This is a genomic window from Methyloprofundus sedimenti, from assembly GCF_002072955.1.
GTDB lineage: Bacteria > Pseudomonadota > Gammaproteobacteria > Methylococcales > Methylomonadaceae > Methyloprofundus > Methyloprofundus sedimenti.
In genome coordinates this window covers 871,219-894,572 of sequence record NZ_LPUF01000001.1, presented here as the reverse complement: position 1 = coordinate 894,572, position 23,354 = coordinate 871,219, and the positions used below count along the sequence as shown (strand labels likewise).

Sequence of the window (23,354 nt, the reverse complement as noted above, 5' to 3'; positions counted from 1 at the left end):
CAACAAAATCTCCAGGTATGCGCAACCCACATGCCATCGGTATCTTCTAATACTACATTGTAGGTTTAACTTCTCCAATTAATGTCACAACCTTATCTTTTTCAAGAAAAACAGGCTGTTTAGAACCGGTTACTAATGCCGCATCTAGCATATCAAGCGCTTTTAACTTTTCGCCAGCCTTAAGATAAGCGAAGCCTAAATGGTATTTAAAAACAGCAATATCAGGCATTTGAAGTACTACTTTTTCGAATATCTTCACTGGCTCAGCTATCTTCCCGTTATGCAATAAAGCCCAGCCATAGGTATCAAGATAATAAGGTGTTGCAGAATTTTCAAACCGGCGAGCCAATTTCACTGCGCGCTCGTGGTTATCTTTACTTGGGTAATAATCAAGCAACAATGAAACCAAATTATTTACCGCAAAATCAATGTCTGGTCGCTTAGCAATAATCGCTTCATAACTTTGCAAAGCATTATCATAATCTTCAGAAGTTTCATATGCCGATGCCAAAGAAATACTTAATGAAATATTATCAGGTAGCTTTTCCAGCCCCTTTTTATAAGTATTGATTTCTTTTTCATGGTCATTTTTCTGTTTATATATTTCCGCCAAAGCTACATAAAACTGAGGAACTTCTGGCCACTTTAATATTCCCTCATTTAAAATACCTAAAGACTTATCCCAGTTTTTTTCAAGAACAAATAGCTGACTTTTAAGAATGACTGGATAAGGATTTTTAGAATTATTTTGTATAAATTCGTCCAGATAGGCAAACATTTCTTTTCTTTGATTTAACGCTTCATAACAAACAGACATACTTTTTAAAGCATCAGACAATCCTGGATCTTGAGATAAAGCAAGTTTATACTTTTCAATCGCCTGCTTGTTAAAACCCTGCCCTTGGGAAATTTTACCACTCAGGTAATTCGAGAATCCTTCTCCCATAGGCTTAGTTGAAATTAACTCGGCTACTTTTTGAGCTCCCAACCAATCCTTTTCTAATAACCTTATCGTTGCCAGTGCCTGCAAAGCACCTGCATGGTCAGGTTGAATCTTAAGTGCGTTCTGTAACACCTCATCAGCACGCATAATATCTTTACTCTGAACCATTCGAGAAACCACCGGCATCACAGCAGAAAAGTTTCCGGGATTCAAATCCAGGGCTTTGCGGAAATTCTCCTCTGCTAGCTCTGGAGAATTCTTCTTAAGGTAAGCTTGAGCCAATAACACCATTGCTTCATCAGACTTAGAATAATCTCTTAAAACCCCACGCAACTCAGCAATCGCTTCATCATAATGACCATTGATCAAACTAATTCTAGTTTTCAAAATCAATGCATCATATTGCTTAGCATCGACAGCTAGCACCTCATTTATCATAACAGATGCGCCATTATAATCCCCATCCTGTATAGAAAGCTTGGCTAATGAAATTTTTGCTGCTAAACCTTCCTTATCTTGCCCTTTATGTTCAACAACCCAAGTAAGAGGCTTTTTCGCCTCCATCAATCTTTTTTGTTGAATATATAAATTTGCAACTCTTAGGTGCAGGTCAGTTTCCTCGGGATACTTTTCAAGTAATTCTAGCAAAGTTATTTCTGCATTTTTTGGATCAGTCGCAACCAAAAAATCTACTAAAGCCAATTTAGGTTTAATCTTCTCTGTATTTTGTGCAATCAAAGCGTTCAACACAGATAAAGCATGTGCTTCACGTCCATGCTCTTTATAAAAAGCAGCCAAGTGATATGTAAACTCATTCTCGGCAGGAAAATTTTTAATTAATGTCTTATAATCCTGTTCGATCGCCACATCATTTTTACTTAACGAATGCACCTGTAATTTAAGCAAATGTAGCGACAATTCATTAGGCACTTCACCTAAAGCCTTATCTAGCACAGCTTCAGCAATCGTATAATCTTGTTGATTCATATAAATTACAGCCTTCAAGCTCACCGAATCAATATGCGCAGGATTAATTACCAAAGCCCTATTAGCCTCTGCTAAAGCAGCGGTATGATCACCTTGCTTAAGAAGAATAGCACCCTTTAGTGCCATCGCATCTAGACTGTCAGGAACCCGCATAAGGACATAAGCGACTTCATTATTAGCTTTTTGTAACTCACCAGATAACAAATACAATCGAGCAAGTTTCAATCGGGCATCATAATTAGATGGAGAAAGCTCAATAACCTTTACCAGGTTAGCAAACATTTGTTTCCACTCTTGATTTTTTTCATTAATTAATGCCAAATAATAATACGCATCTGCAAGCTTACCATCAATCTGCAATGCATTCTTTAATTCTACTCGAGCTTTAATGAGGTTGCCTTGGTCATAATATGACTTACCACTCTGCAAATACTCTTCACCTTTTTTCGCAGAATCACCACACCCCTGCAAGAGCATAGAAAATACAAAAACACACAAAACTATCTTTTTCATATATGAATCCATTAAATAAAACACTTATTCCGGCAGGTATTCCGGCAAAACAGGCATCAATTCTTGTAAAAAACCAGTCAAACGCTTATCTGCATCTGCAATATTTTCCATTTTACCCACCGGCGTAGTAATTCGCACTAAAGCGCCATCGGTTCGATTTAATAAGAGCGCATCTTCAAATAAATACCATTTCATAACATACTCATTTGCAATCAACCGCCCTCGCTGCTGAAACCAATAATAAACTAATTCCTTATTTGGTCCTTTTTTGATCACAATTCTATTGACAGGAACGCTATTAACTACGGTACGACTAATACCTGAAATTTGCCATCCGCCCCCCGGAATACAAACTCTCGGCGAATGCGGTGAAACACCTTTACGTTGTGATTGATAGTAAGCCACATAAAAATTTATCGGCAAAGAGTCTGGCTTTGAATAATCAGACATAATATAGTCCGACAACTGCAATGCATTAATTACATTTGTTTCTAGAGAATTTTGCCCCCCCGTCCAATCAGCTATATGGTCGGGGAATTCAGGAAATGACTTTCGCTCTGGAGTAATTTCTTCTCGAGTATCAAGCGAATTAACCACCACGACACAAACAGCCAACAAAACAATAATAGCGTACAAAGGTCGCGATGATTTTCTTGTCACCACCTCACCTTCAGGAAAAACACCAACGGGCATTAAACCAAACACCTCAAAAAATGAGACGGAAACGCCACGCGTCATTTTATTTAAGATGAACATTTCTATAAACAAGATCACCATGCAGGCCATAAAAATTATCCAGCCTTCAAAATCATGCAGAAAGCCTTCAGCCATAGAAATACCCCAGTTATCGACAAGGACACCAATCATCCCAATACGAAAACTATTCATCATCAAAGTAATAGGAATAGTTGATAAAAAAACCACCACTCTTTTCCATACCGCAGTGTCGAATAAATAAGCGCAAATAAAGCCTAAACTCATTAAAGGAAATAAGTAACGCAAACCGCTACAAGCCTCGACCACTTGCAACTTATAAACCCCTAAATCTATAACATTACCTTCTAAAAAAACCGGAATTTGGCACCAGCGAATAAAAGCGACGCCCAATTGAGAAGATAACAACTGTAAATTAGCGGATAAACTGGCTTCTAAAAAGTAAGGGATAGGAATAGCAAAAATCAATAACAGCAACGGCAGTAAAACCGGCTTAACTGCTGGCCAGCCCATAATTGAAAAAGCCATACCGATTAAAACAGCGATTAACGAATAATGAATCAGAATAAAAAGAGCGCTTATCTCGCCAACTAAAAAAATAGCTAGCGCAGGTATTACTATAAACAGCGACAACCAAGAAGGAGAAAACTCACTTTGCTGCAATTCATATTTCTTTAACCAAATAAAATACAAACTGAGAAATGGCAACATATAGCCATGACTATATTCTTCCTGCTTATCCCAACGCACTATGAGTTGCTCGATACCTCCCCAATATACAATGGTTAATAATGACAAAGCCACTAGCATCCATGCCCAGTTTTTCAGACCCATTTGCCATATTTTTATATTGCTCATATTTTATATGCGCTCTTATTGATAACTTCGATACAAAGACACAATAAATTCATAACCCACTCTATAAAAAAACCAGCAACTGTAAGAATGCTTATTTTATTGAATCTAATATTTTCTGGAACACACAATAAAAAGGGAGCTCCAAGCTCCCCCTTTTTTATCTAAATAACACTTTAATTTTAAACGATATTATTTGAACGCTTTCTACCTACGACAAACAACCCAACTAAAGCAGAACCAAACAACCATGCTGCTGCAGGGATAGGCACTTCGCCAACTGCTTCACCACCTACAACAAAAAAGTGTGATATACCATAGCCGCTTTTTTTCCCTTGTAGTTTTGTTGCATATGTCCCAGTGTTTACCTCTGCGCTGACTAGAAACATAGCCCACCCACCGCCAGAATGTCCGTCCCCTTGCTTGATTGTAACGTAAATAGAGTCCCAAGTATCCCATATACTTGCGCCAATACTAAAATTCCCGTTGTCCAAGGTGAACCCATTATTAGTTCCCTCACCCCCCAAATAAGCCAAAGGAAAATAAGCCAAAGGAGCGCCATAACTAGTCGGAAGAGTGCTGAATAAGGAAAGCGCCCCCGATTTAATATCAACTAAACCATTAGTATGCTCAATATTACCAGGTCCATAAGCTTGACAAGCAATCGATCCTGTTGAGGAATCACTTGGAGTCATTGAAACGCTACCACAGGTTGTTGCAGTTGCAGCCGTAACTATTGAAGAACTAATCAGCATAAACAAACTCATCAGCCCCAAAAAAACATCATTAAAATAAATTTTCATTGTCAATAACCTCAAATAATGCAACCCAGCCATCTTCAACATAAATTAAAGATCTGTAATTTTCAGTACTAATCTCACAACAGGATTAGCTGAATAAAAATATCAATCTATATTAGCATATCAATAACAATAACAATATTGTACTTGAGTACAGCTTCACCATAAATTGACCTGATTACGTATAACTTTCAGCCTATCACTAAAATTCTTTGTAGCCCGTTATGGCGCTAGAGGAATACGGGATATTCATGATACCTATTCTCCGCATTCCGTAAACTTCATAACGGGCTACATTAGATTTATAAGCATTTTTTACAGATAGCTGAAACTTGTGGGTAATCAGGTAAATTTATGATCTTGTATATTTTATCCAATACTTCCATATAGATGCGAGGAGTCCCTACTTTTACGAAAGCGCATTCTGGGTATCCAGGCACACAACGCGACAAAAGCCTAACGGGACTGATTAAAATCTGCGATGCCCTGATTCGCCCTGCGTCCATTTATAAACAACCTAAAGAGGTTTTTATTTAGTTATCTCAAATAATGATATGGACTCCTCTCCCTCCTACGGTGTCATAATGCACCTAAGAGTAATAACACTGCTATTACGTCTAATACAAGTAGTAACAGAGCTGAAAGTAGACTACAGTTAAAGGAAAAAGATAATAGCAGTTTAAGCCAGTTACATTCCCATGCCATGATGTGGGAATGTAATTAGTTCATTCCACATTGAAATATACATCGCAATATTTATGAAGTCTCAATAAATATCCAAGCTATATTAAATGCAATCTGCCTTAAGCTGAAATCTATTCAAAACATTATTAAGGTTCATCAAATAACTCACTCGTTTCGTAAGCCCTAACAAATAAAGTTGCCGGTCTTGCTCATTTAAGTGACGTTGAAATAACAAAAGTGAACCTATAAATGCCCCATCAATATAAGTTAACTGCCCACACGCCAAAACCACATCACCGTTTTCACCCTCTAAAACTGCTTTTAAAAAAGCTTTTATGGCCTGCAATTCAGCAAACTTCACACTCCCCATCAGATGAATGACTTGCGCCCCCGCATCATAAGCAATGCTAGCTGGCTCGTTAAAATCTGATGTTCGTTTCAAATACCCATCATACACAGCTAAAGGCAAGACCTTACATAACAGTAATTTCAAAAAAGCCAAACCATCAAAAAAATAACGCTGCCATAAATCAGGTTCTTGTTTAATTCGCCATAGCCATTCCACACCCAACCGCTGCCAAAATACGGGCGCACGCTCAACATGCCCTGCGACAAAATTAATCACCGCGCCTAAATGACTAATGACAGGTGCATTTAACGCTAATCGTTTTTTTTGAATCCAAGACTGCCCTTTTCCAGCCCCTAATGCTACGACCAAAAAATCAGGATTAGCCTGATTAATCAATTCAATAATCTCCGGTGAACTCATCTTATCCACAGAAACAAAGCCAGGATCATAAAAGCCACAACACGACATAGCCACACTATTCGCATTTATTGCCTGACTGGCTCGCTCTGCAATCCCAGCTTGACCGCCGAAAAAGAATACCGATATTTTTTTTTCACGGCCTTGTAATTTAGACAAATGAGCAAATAAATCCGAGCCAGCCACCCGCTCTGCAATAGGTATGCCCAACAACTTAGCCACCCAAACAATTGGCATACCATCGGCAATACTTAAATCACTATCCACAACAGACTGAAAGAAAGCCTGATCAGATTGCGCAGCAATAAGGAAATTAAGATTTGGCGTAGTCAGAAAGCAACGTTGCGCATTATCAACAGCCGACTGCGTCACAACAACTGCTTCTGCAAGATTAACAAGATCAAACGGCAAGCCTAAAATCGACCAGACATTACGTGATAATGCATTACGCTTGCTCATAAAATCTCCAAAGATAAACCCTCGTTTCCATCGCTCAATTCGTAAGTCAGATTAACTCGTACTCGTTGGTCCGATTAGCGCAGCGTAATCGGACACCCACTATTCGTCACCACTAACCGAAACATCAACACCTCCACACCGACTCAATGAATAAATACCCTGAACGACATAATGATGAAAAGTAGAATAAGGCCAATCCGCAACACGCTCTACATGACCATGTTATACAGGATTTACATGAACATAATCCACATCATCACAAATGGCATGCCACCAATAATGTCGCTGCCATATCCCTCGTTCTCCTGCCGCTCACCTTACCTTTGAACAGGTAAATCTCGTGAGAATCCACTGTTTATTAATCGCCAACGCATGCTGAAATTGCTGTCTCCAGAGGAAATATCCAAACACAATGCAAATGCTCTGGCAAAACAACCCAGGCGTCTATGTGAAAAGGGTAACGTGCACGTACTTGCCTTACCGTATCACGCAGGAGATTTATTTCTTGAATTAATAAGTTATTATCATATCTCTGCAAAAGATTAACCGTAAAAAATACGCCCCTCCAGCTATAAATACACGTCGATAATTGGGCATGACTTATCACTTTTTAAAATATATGGCTTGCTGACAGGGTAACAAGCGTCCGATTATGCTGCGCTAATCGGACCTACGAGCTGAATCAAAGACTAGATCAAATAGGGATACAATCGTATCGACCTTATTAATTATCATCCTAGCATTAAATACGCCCCGAGCAACATGGCCATAAACCACAATAATAATGCCAATTCCTTTTGCATAATCAACCCAGTCATAATAATCAATCGCACTATTTCCTTTTATCATTTGCACCTCGTGAAGTTCTAACCCATGTTTTTTGGCGTTTAAAAATAAAACTAACATAAATAGACAGTTTCGAAACGATATACACGGGAATACTACACAATTCTTGTAGAGTTAAATAATCACGCCCATATCGCCACCAGGTTAGCATTATCATGCTAGAAAAAAAGATAAAACTACTTGAAAACATGAAAAACGCTGCATAATGCCCCATAAAATGGGCCATTCCAGCAAAAAATACTAAACCAAATAAAGATAACATCACCAATAAAGCCAATGGTGGTACACCAATATCCAAAGCCAGGCCTAATAAACGCCAATCCCTACGAATAAGCGCTTGCTTCATTAATTTAGGCACTTGCTGAGTAATCGTCATTAAATGCCCATGCTCCCAACGAGTTCTCTGCGTAGTTTCTGCCTCACTCTGCTCAGGAAAATCACTATAAACAATTGCCTGCTCACAAAATACAGGGGCGAAACCTTTCAAAGTACAATCAATACCTAATTGCATATCTTCGACAATATTCCCATGCGCGATATTAATATCTGCAATAACAGACCAAGGAAACGCCATTCCCGTTCCTGTTAAAGTCACCGCTAAGCCTAATTTATTAACAGCAATGGGTCGTAATTTGTTTTTTACCAACCAAGCAAACCCAGCTACACGCTGTTTAAGCGAAGCATTACGACCCTGACGCATTAAATATAAAGATTGAAATGGAGTAGATTGCTGAATACATTTCTTAAACAAATACTTCAAACTGTGACTATCTATTTCGCAATCAGCATCCAATATGATTAATACCTCTGGTGGTTGCGTCGTTTTTAAATAATTTAATCCATAATCCAGCGCGAAACCTTTGCCCTTTTGCTTATTATTAAAACGTTCAAGTACCGTAACACCTAATCTTTGTGCTATCTCAGCCGTCTTATCGGTGCAATTATCAGCCACAACCACAATAGATTTAGCTAACGCTTTTTGTTTAAGCAATTTACCCAAGGTTATAGCAATAATACTAGCTTCATTATGTGCTGGCATCAATATCGTATAGGCGGAATTTATACCAATATTATCATCCAGTTCATCTATTGATTCTTTATGTAACAACGCAAGCAAAAGCTCAAAGCCAATCACCACTAAAGGTACTGAAAATAAAGCTGCCAAAGAAATAACACCAAACTCATTAGCGATCATTCACTTAATGCCTCTGCAAAATGACGAGCCAATATAGCCGCTTCAGTATCAATATTATGCTGAGTATTAACAGCCTCATAACCACCTCTCCCCATACTCAATAACATAGCTTCTTCTGTACTCAATAAATCGCGCATAGCCTTCGTCAATGCATCGCTATCACCCGCAGACACCAACCAACCATTTTTACCATTAATCACTAACTCAGGAATACCTGCAATGTACGTTGAAATAACAGGCCGAGACAAAGCCAATGCCTCCATAATCACAACAGGCAAACCCTCTGCAAAGCTGGGCAACACAAGACCCCGCGATTCAATTAACAAACTTTTTACTTGTTCACTACTAATCCATCCTGTAATTTTTACCCTATCCTGCAACTCATACTCAGTAATACGTCGTTCAACTTCGGGTCGCATTGGGCCATCACCAGCCAAAACAAGCTGACATTCAATGCCTTCTTGCTTAAGGGTTCGCATTGATTCCAACAACAATAACTGGCCTTTTTGCTCGCATAATCGGCCCACACAAATTAATTGATGACTCGTATTCGGTACACGTTCTTCATTAACACCTAAAAAATCAGCTCCCAATCCACAACGCACAATTTTTACTTTCGGCCATTGTTCCGCAGGAATCCAACGAAATAATTGACTACGCCCAAAAGAACTAATAGCGACGACGAAACGGCTATGTTTAATTTTTTCTGACAATGCAATAAATTCAGGCTTATCAAACTCTTCTGGCCCATGCACAGTAAAACTATAACCAGCTCCACCAAGTAAATAGGCAAACATCACTACAGCAGTAGAGTTAGTCCCAAAATGAGCATGAATATGTTGAATCTGTTTTTGTTTCTGCCACTTCAATAAAACACAAGCCTCTAACAAATAAGCAATATGCTTTAATACGCCGCGATCCGAGCGAAACCCCATCTTAACCACAAGTAATAGCGTCTTTATAAATTTTACAGGCTGACGTAAAAAAACAGTCAAACCAGAAAAAATAAGCGCAACTTTAGGTTCAGAAAGAATATAAGCCGTCTTGGTAAATTCATCCTGATCAAGCCTATCAACTAACTCAGCTGCATCAGAACGCAAAGCAAAACGTTCAATTTCATAACCCAACTGCTCTAAAGCAAGAATCTCACGCCGAATAAAACTATGACTAACCTTAGGGTACTGATTGGTAAAATAAGCTACTTTCATTATTACTCTACCTTAAGTCTTAACAAATTCATTGTACACAGCGCAATCAATAGAATGCCGGATAACTCAAAAACCCAATTCATGCGCACGTCCAAAAAAGTCATATTAATTAGAATATCCATGTGATGAAAAGAGGTTGCTCTAAAGGCAACATACAACAATAAAAAACCTTAGCCTACAAAAACCAAGCGATTAACCTTAGCAATAGCTTTCATAAAATAAACAAAAACACTCATCACCAGCCCCATAGCCACCAGCAAACCGATAATACCTGATACCTGAATGAATCACCAATGCTCATACCAACCATCTCGATGGGCGTAATACTTCCCTATCGCCGTAAATAAAGACTGTAAATCTAACTGCTTATTAATACCAAGAATTAGTAATATCAATGTAACAAGCGACCAAAACCATTTTTGTTTGACGGCTGTTTCAGCAGAAAAAAGAACAGGAACAGACACAATAACCTTAAAGGCTACAAGTGCCATAAAAAAGTATAAAGCAACGGTGATCCAGCCCATAGCTGTAGGATCACCTATTTGAGGTTGCCAATTAATCAATGTAAAAAAATCTCCATGCTTAATAAACTAAAACTACATTGACATAATTTATTGAAATTACTGAACTACGTGTTTCAATCTGGATTGGGTATACTATTTTCTATAGATCGAGAACGAATAACTACACTTTGCACCGATACTGATGAATTATCTGGTATATCAACATTAATAACTGTATTTGCACCTATTTTACAGTTTCCTCCAATAGTAATACCTCCAAAGACCTTAGCTCCAGCAAAAATAGAAGTACCATTTTTTATACATGGGGCTGCTCCCCACCACTCACCGATTGTAACTTGCTGGTATATGGATACATTATCACCTATGACACACATACCATTGAGAATAACTCCATCAGGATGAGGAAGATAAAATGCAGTTCCATTTTTTATCTCAGAAGAAATTTTCGTACTAGATACTAAGGCACGAACAATCCCCCAAAAAAGATCTAAAGGAAGCAGTACCAAAAAACTAGGCTTTGATTTCCTTAACCTTGTATATTAAACATATCTCTTAAACACAAGATTATTTAACACAAAACAATTATAGTAATAACTGATTTTCTGGGGAAGCCGGCCCAACCTTAAGCTTTGAGCTTGCTCGTAGATTGGCTCCCCACCCTCGTCATCCATGCCGTGGAGTATCTGAGACCTGTAAGCTATGCTTCTGAGTCTGCATTCACAAGGACGGTAGGTGAAGTGTCAGGGTTGGGAAACCAGTGATCATTATAATACTTAATATGGGATAAAAAATGAATACTGTCGGAATTGATGTGAGTTGCAAGGAATTAGTTGTTGTCGTCATGGTTAATGGTAAGGCACGTAAAGCGAAATCCTTTGATAATACCCCTTTAGGTCATCAATCAATTATTCAGTCTTTAACAAAACTTAAAGGAGAAACAAAGGTTTGCATCGAGGCAACAGGCATCTATCATTTTGATTTAGCTGTCGCTCTTAGTCGAGCAGACGGTATTGAAGTGATGGTGATTAACCCCAAAGCCGCACACAACTTTGCTAAAGCCTTAATGACGCGCAGCAAAACCGATGCGATTGATGCAGAGAATTTAGCGATTTATGCTGAAAGAATGCCTTTTGAAGCCTGGGAGCGTCCAGCCGATGAATGTATTAGCTTAAGAGCGACTGCGCGTCGTATTGCCGCCTTAAGTAAGCAAAAAACACAAACTAAAAACCAGCTTCATGCTTTGGAATCAACAGTGGAAACACCTGTGCTGGTGATTGAACAGACAGAGCAGTTGATTGATATTTTAGACGCACAAATTAAAACCTTGCGCGACAGTGCACTTAACCTTATTCATCAAAATGAAGATCTGAAGCAAGCTTATACATTAATCACCGGCATCAAAGGGATTGCACAAGCCTCAGCGGTACAAATACTGAGTGAACTGATGATCTTGCCTAAGGATATGACTGCGCGGCAGTGGGTTGCTCATGCAGGGTTGGATCCAAGGATATTTGATTCAGGTAGTAGCGTATCTAAAAAGCCACGCATTAGCAAAGTGGGTAATAAATATATTCGTCAGGCCTTGTATATGCCAGCTTTGGTTGCCAGCCGATTCGAGCCGAATATTCAAGGCTATTATCATCACTTGATTGAGGATAATGGCTTAAAGAAAGTACAAGCGGTCTGTGCTGTGATGCGTAAATTATTACACGCCATCCATGGCATGTTACGTACTAACAAAAAATTCGATGGGGCTCGTTTTTATACGTTACCTATCACTATAAATGCATAAAAATATAAATTTTTATGCATTCACGCTTGCGTTTTAATAGAGTATCTACGTATTCGATATGAACAAGAAAACCAAAAGCCATCTACTGTACCGATAAGAATCTGTCCTTATCTCATAAAAAGTACGAGTTATTTCATTAATCATTACATCTACACTCCATTACTTATATTCAATAATATTAGGCGTAATATTTCTTAACCTATCCAATAAACAATTAATTAATCCTATAGCCTCTGGTATTTTCCCTAGCACAACACTAGCCGCCCATTTAAATTTTATTGTTCCTAAATCTCGTCGTTTCAAACCCACCCTTACAATCTGAACAAAATAAATTAAATATAAAAATAGAAAAAGAGGATTAACAAAGGCTAAAACAACAATAAACACAGGTAAAAATAAACCCCATAACATTATTCTTTGAGTTTCCTTCACCCAATAACGTTCTTCTGATTTACCATGAATCGAACTGCCTAGTGTAAAAGCGTACCCTGTACGAGTGGTTCTTTTCCACCATTGAGAAAACTTTATCATCGCTGCATCATGTAAAGTCATCTCAGCATCTAATCGCTTTATTTTCCAATCCTTTGCCCTAAGTCGAAAGCACATTTCAGGCTCTTCACCGGCAATTAAATCATCGCGATAACCATTAACCTGCTTATAAGCCTCGACACGAATTAAAGCATCGCCACCACAAGCAAACGCATCACCAACAGGCGTATTCCACTCAATATCACATAACTGGTTGTATATTGATTGTTCAGGAAATCGTTCACGCCTACGACCACAAGCAACGGCATAATCAGCATGCTCATCTAAAAAATGGGCCGCAGTAACAATCCACTCAGGCTGAATCTCACAGTCGCTGTCAATAAACTGAATATAATCTAACTCAACAAAATTACTTAAAAGATACTGCGCACCTTCATTTCGTGCCCGTGCAGCAGTAAAGGGAATAGACATATTAAGTGAAATCGTTGCAACACCTAAAGACTCCGCTTCGTGCAAACTACTATCGTTAGAACCAGAATCAACATACACAATATAATCAAGACTATTTACCAACGATTGAAGACAAGTAACAAGACGTTGACCTTCATTACGGCCAATTACCACAGCACCGATTCGTGCTCTATCAGTCATGGTTATTGTATTTATCTTGCGTAAAACCTATCGCTCTAGCCGGAATACCTGCCACGATGACACCTGCTTCAACATCTTTAACTACAACAGCATTTGCACCAATTAAACTATGGTCACCAATATTAATATTACCTATAATTTTAGCGCCAGCACCTATATCAACATGAGCGCTAATCTTTGGTGGAATAGCATTTCCTCTTTTTACTCCGACCGTAACCTGCTGATGTATTAAACAGTTAATGCCTATTTCAGACTGTGGATGAATAACAATCCCATTTGGATGAGGAATTAACAGCCCTCCTCCAATATTACAAGAAATAGGAATATCAGCTCCAGAAATTGCCGACCAAAAAGCATGTTGAATCACACAAATTTTTGATATGACTAATGCAATAAAACCTTTCTTTTGTTTACATTTTTGATAGCACCTAATAGACAGCAACAATTTTCTACTCGGATCCCAAAACTTACGAGGAACTTCTCGACTCCAATCTGCATCAGTAATAGATACCATTATTTTTCCTCTATATCGTGTTGCAAACTCAATTCTTGGTTAATCACAATAGTTTTATACGTTTCACAAGATAATTCAACATTCAACGCATGTCCCAAACGAGCTAAATCCTGATCAAATATAGTCGTATTTTGAGCAAGGTGCACCGGATCAATCACAGGACGTTCTTTTAATGTCATTTCACTTTTAATTTTATTTCTAAGCCATTTAGGTATCAACACACGACGTAAAAAAGTCATAATTTCAGATTCAACAATCCAACTATAACCTGGAAAGGCTCGTATCCGTTCATTTGATACATTTTGTGCTGCAAGATCTTCTTGCCAAACAACCTTCTCTTTATAACCAATAAATTCAGCTGCTTTTTCAAGTTCTTTTTGCTGATTTTTTCTTATTGATTCATTAAATAAAAGTAAAATATTTTCACGTCCAAACTGCTCAATATAAGGCTGCAACTGCCTTGCATAACAACTATAAGCCGTTAACTCTTCATATTGATCAATGGCCTCATTAATATCACACTTGATAACATTCTGTGACCATTGATGTATATAATGAGAAATTAAACGATCCACGGGATGACGCAGCACATAAATCAATTTAACCTTTTTAAGCCGCTTAGCCATGCGCTCAATCGTTAATGGGTAATCAGGTAATTTTGTATAATGCGTACTCGACTCACCACATAAATCATTAGCCTCCGCATTAGCAAATAAACCCTCATACCAAGCCTCACCACGCGCATACTGCTCATCATCACTAAAATAATTAGGCTCTTTAGGAGTGGTCATAAAAATACCATCCTGCAAAGCTAACTGCTCATGTAAAGTGCTCGTTGCACTTTTCATAGCACCGATAATAATAAAATCAGGTTTCGTCATAAATCCTCGTTATCGCGTAATTTCTTCAATATAACGTTTAAAATCATTTAAATGATGAAAATCGACTTTTTTATCTAATATTATCCATTAACCAACCACCGCTTTCTTCTTTCCGTTAACATTCGTTCAATATAAGGCGTAAAATCTTGTATGCTATTAATATTATTGATAGCCAGTTGTGCATAGTCTGCATCAGATCCTAATAGCCGCTTACCGTACTTTATAATCTGGGCTAATAAAGGTTGCCCTACCGATCTTAAGTCAATCAAATCAATATCTCGACTAAGCAATATTGACAGTTGCTGAATATAAGCGAGCTTATCACCAGCCTTTATACCTTGCCTAGATGATAATTTAATTGCAAAATCAATATCACTATGGTCTGTTGCTGTTCCTTTCGCATAAGAGCCAAACAAAATAGCTAATTCAATTTCAGTATGCTCACTGAGCCAATGTTTTAATACAGACTCCAATTCTATTAAGTCCATAAACTAAGGAGTGGACATAAAATTACCTGTACATACTTAAAGGCATCTCCTTACACACAAGTATTAGACATAATGTAAATCAATGAGTTACAACATTGTATTATTTTCACACGATTTCTTGTAGCTCCTGATTTTTCTGGATTCTCAATTTTCACTATCTTTCTGTAAGTCATTGATTATTATTGTTCAAAAAGATGTGTGTAAGGAAATGACTTAAAGGGGCGCAGGTCTTTAGCCTGCATTTTAAAAAGCGGACTAAAGATCCGCGCCCCAAATTTGTGCTCATTTTTCAGCACAACATCAAGATTTATCATAATGATCAGGATGAATATAAGATTTTAAAGGATTACTAAAATTAATCCAAATATCCTTCCATTGAGCCTCAGAAACCGAAGGCTCAAAGCTAGATGTTAATAACTGACGTAATGTTGATATTCCCCAGCCTATTGTCCACAATAGATTAGCCGCCAACAAACCTAATCGGCCGTATAACTGATAAAAACAACGGGTTCTCGATTCATAATAATAACGCGGTAAACGCTTACGTAATTTTGTTTGTGATTTCACGGGGGAACTACCACCACGTAAATGCACCACATGAGCATCTGGCACATTTAATACTTTCCAACCTGCCTTTTGAGCATGATAGGCAAAAGCCACATCTTCGTAATACATAAAATAGCCATCATCCATCAGCCCTATATCTTTAAAGACCTCAGACTTAACTAATACACAAGCAAAGCTCGTCCAATCGTAACAATCAGCTGTATCAGAAACTAAAAAAGGCACATTATATGATTTAAATAAGCGCGTAATTAAGCCTGTATTCGCTGATGAGATTAATTCACTAATTGGCGAATGAAAACGAAAACAACTTTCTTGTGGTGTTGTATCTGTCCATTCTAAGCGCGGACTGACTAAACCAACGCTTTTATCCTTTTTAGCTGCTTCAAGTAATAAGCTAATCGCACCTTTGCGCAGCAAGGTATCGCTATTTAATAATAGATAATAGTCAGCTTCAATATGACTAATGCCGCGATTATTTCCCCCTGAAAAACCAGTATTCTCATATGAAGCAATTAATTCAACTTTTTTCAAAATATCGTTTTTAATGATCCAATCAGAAATTTCATTACAAGAATTATCATTAGAATTATTATCAACGATGATGACGTTAGCTTTCAAACTACTTAATTCTGGAAGTAGCGACTCCAGACAATCAATGATTAAATCAGCTGTTTTATAATTAATAATAACGACAACAATACGTTGATTTTTATCTTTCACTATTTTAAATACAATTTGTTAATATCATTCATTTTGAGTGTTACCTGCTTATTCATAGACTTTAAATTCAATAAACGAGATAACCGATGTTTAAATACAAGCACTAAGCCATGTCGCCTAATGCTAAATTGTAATTTAAAGAGTTTATTTGCAATTTTTAACTTTATTTTTTCAAGTATTCCAAAAGTTATCAGAGGATGCCCACTTAAAGTATAACCAAGTGATTCCATAAATATATGCGCTTTTGATTCAACGTACTGAATTTCTCTTTTTGATAATTTCTTTTGCCACTGATAAACCAATGATGGATCAAGTTCACTATAAGTTGAACTATCAGAAAAATTTAGCATTGATTCAGAATAGGGTACCCCTATAAAATCACAGGCTTTTTGTAAAACGGGCTGAGGTGATAAAATCAATTCTTCAAAGCTTAATTCCATATATTGTTCTGGCGCAACCTTTTCCTGAAGACGCTCCCATGATTTTTCAGTTTCAATCCAATGATCAACACCATAATAAACATTACCCGCCCAGCCCATTCCTATACTAGACCTAGCAACATCTCTAGGATCACGTATTAAATGTATAAATTTAACATTAGGAAACAAATAGGGAATCAAATCAAAATGTCTATGAACATTCAATGTCAATGCACAATTAGCTTGTGCCAGCTGAGCTATAAACGAATCAAAAAGTTCAGGGTAATCTAATGAGGAGTCTATGCTCAATAGTTTAGATTGAAAGATACGATGAACAGATAACCATTCCTCATATGCTGCCATAACTGGAAACGTAACACCTGCTGATATTTGATCAAATAGAAAATCAAATTCACCTGGGTTATTTATCTCTGGATGATGGTCAAGGATTAAATGGGTAAGCGAAGATCCAGATCGTAATGCCCCACAAATGAATACTAAGTTTTTTTCATTCACTTTCTTTACCGTAACAGTCCCAATGCTCAAGTGTTCTTCCTGTATATTTTTCTAGCCAATCATTAGAGTCTTTAAACAGAACCTTCATCATTAAGACGTCTTCTCTGATTAATGGGTTTGGTGTAAAATCTTGATCAATAGATTTAGCGAATGACATGAGCAATAATTTATATATTTTTTCCTTCAAAGGCTTAGATATATTACCTCGTAATTTATGATAAAAAGGTAAGCTCCTAAATATATTTGATATTGCCACTTTTTTTCTGCTATCAAGAAAACTCTGCCCAACATTACTTGAAGTAACTTTAAACCATTCAGGTTGATATTCAACGCCTATAAAGCTACATACATTCTCTAAACACTTAAATTGATTTTCCTTAATATCTTCTGTAAATACAATGTGTATCGAATCAGAATCAAAATATTTTAAATAGCATGCCAACTGATATTGATAAAGACTAGAGTCCAAACAGACGGGTTCTTGTTTAACAAATTCGGAGAATGAAATATTAAACGGCTGATTGGGATACAATTCTTTACTGTATCGGTGAACATAATGTGAATATGATCTATCTATTGGATTTCGTAAAACGTAAATAATTTTTGCTTGAGGGTTAAAGTGATAGATGCGTTGAGCCGACAATGGAAATTGAGGCGATCGTGAATATGAGGTTGATGCATCAATTATGATGTCTTCTTTTGAGGCATATTTATAATTTTCACTATAATGTTTAAAACCTAGACTAAAATGATCATCATGAGAAAAGAACTCAGGTTCTTTTTGCTCACCAAGACAAATTCTAGGATGCATGCTCAATAATTCGGCTAGCGTTGTAGTTGCCGACTTTGCTGCTCCGATTATAAATACTGATGGTAAATTCATTTATTAACAACCTACTTTACTAGTGTTTATTAAACCGGTAATACGAAATAAAAATATAAAAAGATTCTCATCATAAACATTGTAGTTTCCTTCGAAAAGGAAAACTGCATAACACCTACCTTTGTCATCATCATATACTGTGGTTTAAAACTCACAAGAACACTCCTATGCCGTATCCGATAAAAATAACCGGTAACATCAAAAACTCTTTCTTTATGTTATAAAAGAAATATATTTTCATATACATACTCGAAACGATAATTCGAATAAGCGAAATTGCAACTATTGACCACACGGCACCTAGCATGCCATATTCATAGTATAAAAATGGTAGCAGGATATACAGTGAAGCTGTTTGTATAAGTGTCATTAATGTTAGAATTTTTGAATTACCTTGAGCCAAAAAACACTGTCCTGAAAGAAAAAAACCTGTCGCAACAAGCGATAGTGACAATATTTGCAACATCCATCCAGCATCTTGATATCGTGAATCATAAAAAAATCTGACAATAGTTTCGCCTGATGCGAATATAAATCCAGCTATAAAAAATGTTATCGTATCAATCTTATTACGTATTTTGTAATAAGTACTTTCTAATCTCTCGGGTGAATTCCTCACTGTTTCACTAAGCACTGGGAAAAAAACTGAGGAAATCAGTTTTAATAATGCATCTTTCAGTGCATTGGCTAGAAAAAATGCGATACTATAAACACCAAGCAATTCAGCACTAATCATGCCACCCAATAATATCCTGTCTCCTTGATTGAGCAGGAAGCCAAAGATTGAGGACAAAAATATCCATTTACCAAAATGGATAATCTCATGAACAGCCTTTTTATCCCAATTAAAATGACATCTCTCACCGATACTGACATTATGTGACAACAGCATTTTCACAACAGCACTTAGGATGCCACCAAAAACTAAGGCCCAAACGTCTCGCTGATACCATGCCCACATCAACATAAACATAAGGCCTGCCACTTGACTGACCAAATCAATCATTATCAACTTACTCATCATCAATTTTCTATTTAACACTAATATATTAATAGAATTAAATGCCGCAACAATTGCGGTCAGTGATACAACAGCAAGAATGACTGGCAATTGAGCATTACCATAAACAGTGTCTGAGTTTAACCAACCTAGCTGCCCTAAGACATATAGGCCAAAGCTTAATACCAATGCAATTAAAAAAATTGCCAAACCTCTGATAATCTGAATAGTCCACGCCGTGTTTAGATACTTTCGCTCTTCACCTCGTTTACTTTGTACGATATTTTGCAATAATCCCACATCCGAAAACATGGCTAAGCCCACCATAATGACAGTTACGATTGTCATCACGCCAAATATTTCAGGCACAAGTAGTCGCGTTAAAATGAGGTTACTGCCTAAACGCAAGCCCTGAGAAAATAAATGACCGAATATAACCCAACTTCCTGAACGTACCGCACGCTGCTTTAATGTTTTACTCATTGAGTTATTATCGGTTTATTACGTTGTAATTGATTCTTATTCATTATATCTTCTGAACGCCCTAATAAAATACCAACTAACAACCAAAGCCAAGGCGCGAAAGAGGCATTAGGAAGTTGATCAATCATAATAAAACTGACCAAGAGGGCATGAGCCGCTAATAAGGTTAATTCCTTAGTAGATAATTTAATTATCTTCGCAGCTTTATTAGCTTGTAAAACACTCACTAACAAAAAACCGAACTCCGCTATAAACCCTAACCAACCTGCTGTTCCAAAAGTAATAATCCAACGGCCATCTGTTACTGTTTCATCTTTTCCTGTTTCTTCATTATACACACGATTACGCCCCCACCCCCCCCAACCGAAGAAAAATCTTTTTCGTCCATGATCCAACAAAACTTTTTCATTATCAAAACGATACGTTAAAGATTGAGCCCGCTCTTCACCCATGTATTCAACGGCTAAATCTGATAACTGCTGATGAGGAAAAATATTCAAAATTGACAACATAGGATAACTTACTGCTAATATCGCTAAAATTAAAGCCATCCGTAATTGCACTTTATATGATGTTTTTTTAATCATAAGCACAGCAAACAAACCATACATAAGCGAAGCCATGCTTTTACATAAGAACAAGAGAATTATAAAAAAATAACTTAACTTTGTTGCTGAAAATTGCCGTATTTTTTCATTGTTTTTCCATAATACTGTGGAAGAAAGTAAGACAACGACGGTAAAAAAAGCTACTAATAAACCATGCCCCATAAACACTACAGGGCGAAATCCACCTGCCCGCATTTGTTGCACAAATTCATGTGGAAAATAACCATATAACCAGCTATGTAGCTGCGGGCTCATACGTATTTCAAATAACATTGGTATGGAATAAATCAATCCAGCGACAACTAGACTTTTAAATATTAATAAGTGATCTTCATAAGTCCGAAAAAACTGCTTGCCCATGAAAAATGGCGTTATCAACAATAGCTGATTTATAACCGCTGATAATCCATCGTGGAGCGTTAATCCTTGTATAAAATCCCCTCCAACAATCACTCTATCTCCATTCAGCATAACTGTGATAAATGGCGCAATAATCATTAATAAGACTAAAAATTTAAGCCAACCTTTATTAGCAAAATACTTAATACGACGTCCTTTTACCAGCCAACAACCGACTATTGCAGCGACAACAGGAATTGAATGTTTACCTAAGGCAGGGATCAGTGGTAAATCCACTTCAGTCCTTACGGGCAAAGTCATAAAACCACCCACTATCGTCCAGAAGCTAGCGTTTTGTATGGTTTGGGTTTGATATAATCTAATAGATATTAATGGCCATATTATCAACATCGCGAAAGCAAATATATTACCTTCCATCTATAAACGCCTTAAGAAAAAATACTGCTTCAAAGTTAAGCCTTTAACTGTAGTGGGTATCATAAAAAGAGTCTATCGTCGTTTGCTAAGCAATCAAATTGACCTTTCCAAGAAAATTTAAAAAAGTATACCCTAAGTGTAAGTGTATACACTAGAGTTATAGAATTTATTATGGGGTTACACGTGCACATTTTTTCTAAATCTTATCTTGTTTTGTACTTAAGTATTCAAAGTACTCTTTGCTTTGCTTTAGATACTGTTAGCGTGAATGAAAAAGATGCTTTATTTATCGCATCTGAATACAGTAGCCCTATTGTTAGCTCAAAATACCTAGGATGTGCTGTGCGGCACGAAGCGCATCTCCTTAAACGCAAGTATTGAGAACATAACCGTAGCTCCGAATAGAAATAATGGCCACAACAAAAGCCATACAAAATACAAACAGCCCGACTAAACCAGAGCTCAAAGCTATATTTAAGTATGAGTTAACAATGTCTAATTGCCCCGAAGTGATTTCCAGAAATTCTGGGACACTCCTATAGTCACCAGATCCGAACAAAGGATTACGCATTATTATTGTATATGCAACATCAATAAGAACATTTCGAAACTCGACATTGTCTTGTTCACTATCACCAATAAATGGCAGTGTGGCAACGATATTCCTTCCCATCGAAGTCAGTAATGAAATCATGAGTCCTGCAAACGCTCCAGCAGTCAATTTCAAAAGATTCAATACCTGATGTCGCCCTGTAATGACAAACATAAATAATAGAATGGCTAAACCAAACCACGGCCCTCTTGAAAGAGTTACAAGGAGTCATGCACGAAGTAAAGCAGCCCTTAAAACCCAAGTACTCTTCAGCTTTATTGACTCTTTAAAAACCAACCGCTACCATTAACACATAAGCTGATGCAATAGGTTGCGTAGTAGAAGCCATCGCCCTAACATTACCGGCACGAGCAATATATTCGTTCACTCCCAAGTCAAGCCTCATTGAGTGTGCAAACACATCATAAACTAGCCAACCTCTCACGAATTCAAAACTTGCAATCGCTGATAGTAAACCTGTTGCAGCAATATAGGGCAGAAACACATCGTACAATTGCTTTATTGATCCCAAATATCTACTAAAAAATCATGTATGGAACAAAAAAATCCGTAAAATCATACAGTACATAACGAATTGCATCCGCAAATGATAATGAGTCTCTAAAATTCAGAAAAGCGGACAACGCAAAATACGCGATAACAAAGAGATTTACTCTGTTATTAATTTTGAATGTTAACCCAGATGTTTTGAAAATTAGAGGCACTAAAATACACATAGGCAACATGCGTGGATGACTAATAGCTATGAGCTGATTAATGCCTCCCCCACCAGAAATTGACATTGAAACTGGAGGCAGAATAAACAATAGAAAATAATATAATCCTAATTTATTTTCATCACGAGACGCAGTATATAAAGAATACAACTGCTGCTATCAGACTATAAAACCAAAAGTTAGCTGTAAAAATGCTACTGAAGTCAAAAATAACCAAGCATTCCGTCTGCTGTCAAAGTTATGGTATGAAGATAATCTACAAATAGTCTTTTTACTATACTCAAAAATCATTAATGAAAGCGTTAGTATGAAAAAAATAAGCCCTTATGTGTTCAGGCATTAGAATTCATGACATCCATTAAATAATACATTTTTCAATCCTAAATAGAGAATTATTCAAACTAATGAATGGGGATTTCATAATTTCCTGAAATACAAGTCTGTATGAAGCTTGCGGAATACAGGAAAAGCAGCCTATTTACTTGCCAGTATTTCGCTATAGTTTCGGGTCTTATTAAAAATTGAATCCTAATGAGCGTGCACGAAATAAGGTATGCACCTTAAAATGGAACGTAGGTCTTTAGCCTGCATTGTAAAAGGCGGACTAAAGATCCGGCGTCCCATTGTGTCAAAGTTACTTCATGTGCGTTCCTAAGTATTAAATAACTCATCGAATTCACACCAATGAATCCATTTCAATAGCCATATCACATAAGAAATTGATATACAGTCAACTCAAAAAT

General features: G+C 37.1%; 18 protein-coding genes and 2 pseudogenes. 1 reads left to right on the top strand and 19 read right to left on the bottom strand.

Translation table 11 applies throughout. The features are described from left to right. Positions 1 to 52: 52 nt before the first annotated feature. From AU255_RS03935 to AU255_RS03890, 9 genes and pseudogenes are all read right to left on the bottom strand, one after another. A complete protein-coding gene (locus AU255_RS03935) occupies positions 53 to 2,443 on the bottom strand; it encodes a tetratricopeptide repeat protein (RefSeq protein ID WP_158083045.1) in 2,391 nt (796 codons plus the stop codon). A gap of 24 nt (positions 2,444 to 2,467) precedes the next feature. Continuing rightward, positions 2,468 to 4,015, bottom strand: coding sequence for a VPLPA-CTERM-specific exosortase XrtD (xrtD, locus tag AU255_RS03930; RefSeq protein ID WP_080521663.1), 1,548 nt, complete (start codon positions 4,013 to 4,015; stop codon positions 2,468 to 2,470). A 179-nt stretch (positions 4,016 to 4,194) separates the two neighbouring features. Next, positions 4,195 to 4,815, bottom strand: coding sequence for a VPLPA-CTERM sorting domain-containing protein (locus AU255_RS03925; protein ID WP_080521662.1), 621 nt, complete (start codon positions 4,813 to 4,815; stop codon positions 4,195 to 4,197). A 784-nt stretch (positions 4,816 to 5,599) separates the two neighbouring features. After that, positions 5,600 to 6,721 (bottom strand): WecB/TagA/CpsF family glycosyltransferase, encoded by a 1,122-nt coding sequence (locus AU255_RS03920; RefSeq protein ID WP_080521661.1) that lies wholly within the window; start codon positions 6,719 to 6,721, stop codon positions 5,600 to 5,602. A gap of 99 nt (positions 6,722 to 6,820) precedes the next feature. Next, positions 6,821 to 7,318 (bottom strand): annotated as a pseudogene (locus tag AU255_RS21290) (REP-associated tyrosine transposase). 235 nt (positions 7,319 to 7,553) lie between these two features. Continuing rightward, positions 7,554 to 8,762 (bottom strand): glycosyltransferase family 2 protein, encoded by a 1,209-nt coding sequence (locus AU255_RS03905; RefSeq protein ID WP_080521659.1) that lies wholly within the window; start codon positions 8,760 to 8,762, stop codon positions 7,554 to 7,556. Beyond that, positions 8,759 to 9,970: a glycosyltransferase gene (locus AU255_RS03900; RefSeq protein WP_080521658.1), complete on the bottom strand. Its 1,212-nt coding sequence runs from the start codon at positions 9,968 to 9,970 to the stop codon at positions 8,759 to 8,761. Before AU255_RS03900 ends, AU255_RS03905 begins: the two co-directional genes overlap by 4 nt. Before the next feature lie 287 nt (positions 9,971 to 10,257). Then, positions 10,258 to 10,533: a hypothetical protein gene (locus tag AU255_RS03895; RefSeq protein ID WP_080521657.1), complete on the bottom strand. Its 276-nt coding sequence runs from the start codon at positions 10,531 to 10,533 to the stop codon at positions 10,258 to 10,260. 74 nt (positions 10,534 to 10,607) lie between these two features. Further along, entirely contained in the window at positions 10,608 to 11,000 is a 393-nt protein-coding gene (locus AU255_RS03890) for an LbetaH domain-containing protein (RefSeq protein ID WP_080521656.1), read from the bottom strand. A gap of 284 nt (positions 11,001 to 11,284) precedes the next feature. Here AU255_RS03890 and AU255_RS03885 point away from each other — a divergent pair, with 284 nt between their 5' ends. Then, positions 11,285 to 12,286, top strand: coding sequence for an IS110 family RNA-guided transposase (locus AU255_RS03885; RefSeq protein WP_080521378.1), 1,002 nt, complete (start codon positions 11,285 to 11,287; stop codon positions 12,284 to 12,286). A gap of 159 nt (positions 12,287 to 12,445) precedes the next feature. Here AU255_RS03885 and AU255_RS03880 read toward each other — a convergent pair whose 3' ends face one another. The 10 genes and pseudogenes from AU255_RS03880 to AU255_RS03835 form a co-directional block, all read right to left on the bottom strand. Then, positions 12,446 to 13,426, bottom strand: coding sequence for a glycosyltransferase (locus AU255_RS03880; protein WP_080521655.1), 981 nt, complete (start codon positions 13,424 to 13,426; stop codon positions 12,446 to 12,448). Continuing rightward, positions 13,419 to 13,940, bottom strand: a complete 522-nt coding sequence (locus AU255_RS03875) for a serine O-acetyltransferase (protein WP_080521654.1) — start codon at positions 13,938 to 13,940, stop codon at positions 13,419 to 13,421. The genes AU255_RS03880 and AU255_RS03875 overlap by 8 nt, the downstream gene beginning before the upstream one ends. Further along, positions 13,940 to 14,821, bottom strand: coding sequence for a sulfotransferase domain-containing protein (locus tag AU255_RS03870; protein ID WP_080521653.1), 882 nt, complete (start codon positions 14,819 to 14,821; stop codon positions 13,940 to 13,942). The genes AU255_RS03875 and AU255_RS03870 overlap by 1 nt, the downstream gene beginning before the upstream one ends. 80 nt (positions 14,822 to 14,901) lie before the next feature. Then, positions 14,902 to 15,309: a type VII toxin-antitoxin system MntA family adenylyltransferase antitoxin gene (gene mntA, locus AU255_RS03865; protein ID WP_080521652.1), complete on the bottom strand. Its 408-nt coding sequence runs from the start codon at positions 15,307 to 15,309 to the stop codon at positions 14,902 to 14,904. A 300-nt stretch (positions 15,310 to 15,609) separates the two neighbouring features. After that, positions 15,610 to 16,596 (bottom strand): glycosyltransferase family 2 protein, encoded by a 987-nt coding sequence (locus AU255_RS03860; RefSeq protein ID WP_198942529.1) that lies wholly within the window; start codon positions 16,594 to 16,596, stop codon positions 15,610 to 15,612. Then, entirely contained in the window at positions 16,596 to 17,531 is a 936-nt protein-coding gene (locus tag AU255_RS03855) for a sulfotransferase family protein (protein ID WP_158083043.1), read from the bottom strand. The genes AU255_RS03860 and AU255_RS03855 overlap by 1 nt, the downstream gene beginning before the upstream one ends. After that, positions 17,524 to 18,414, bottom strand: coding sequence for a sulfotransferase domain-containing protein (locus tag AU255_RS03850; protein WP_080521650.1), 891 nt, complete (start codon positions 18,412 to 18,414; stop codon positions 17,524 to 17,526). The genes AU255_RS03855 and AU255_RS03850 overlap by 8 nt, the downstream gene beginning before the upstream one ends. 151 nt (positions 18,415 to 18,565) lie before the next feature. Then, positions 18,566 to 19,897 carry an oligosaccharide flippase family protein gene (locus AU255_RS03845; protein WP_080521649.1) on the bottom strand — a complete coding sequence of 444 codons (1,332 nt, stop codon included), beginning with the start codon at positions 19,895 to 19,897 and terminating at the stop codon, positions 18,566 to 18,568. Continuing rightward, positions 19,894 to 21,282 (bottom strand): hypothetical protein, encoded by a 1,389-nt coding sequence (locus tag AU255_RS03840; protein WP_080521648.1) that lies wholly within the window; start codon positions 21,280 to 21,282, stop codon positions 19,894 to 19,896. The genes AU255_RS03845 and AU255_RS03840 overlap by 4 nt, the downstream gene beginning before the upstream one ends. 364 nt (positions 21,283 to 21,646) lie before the next feature. Further along, positions 21,647 to 22,090 (bottom strand): annotated as a pseudogene (locus AU255_RS03835) (O-antigen ligase family protein); the annotation flags it as partial. Positions 22,091 to 23,354: the final 1,264 nt, after the last annotated feature.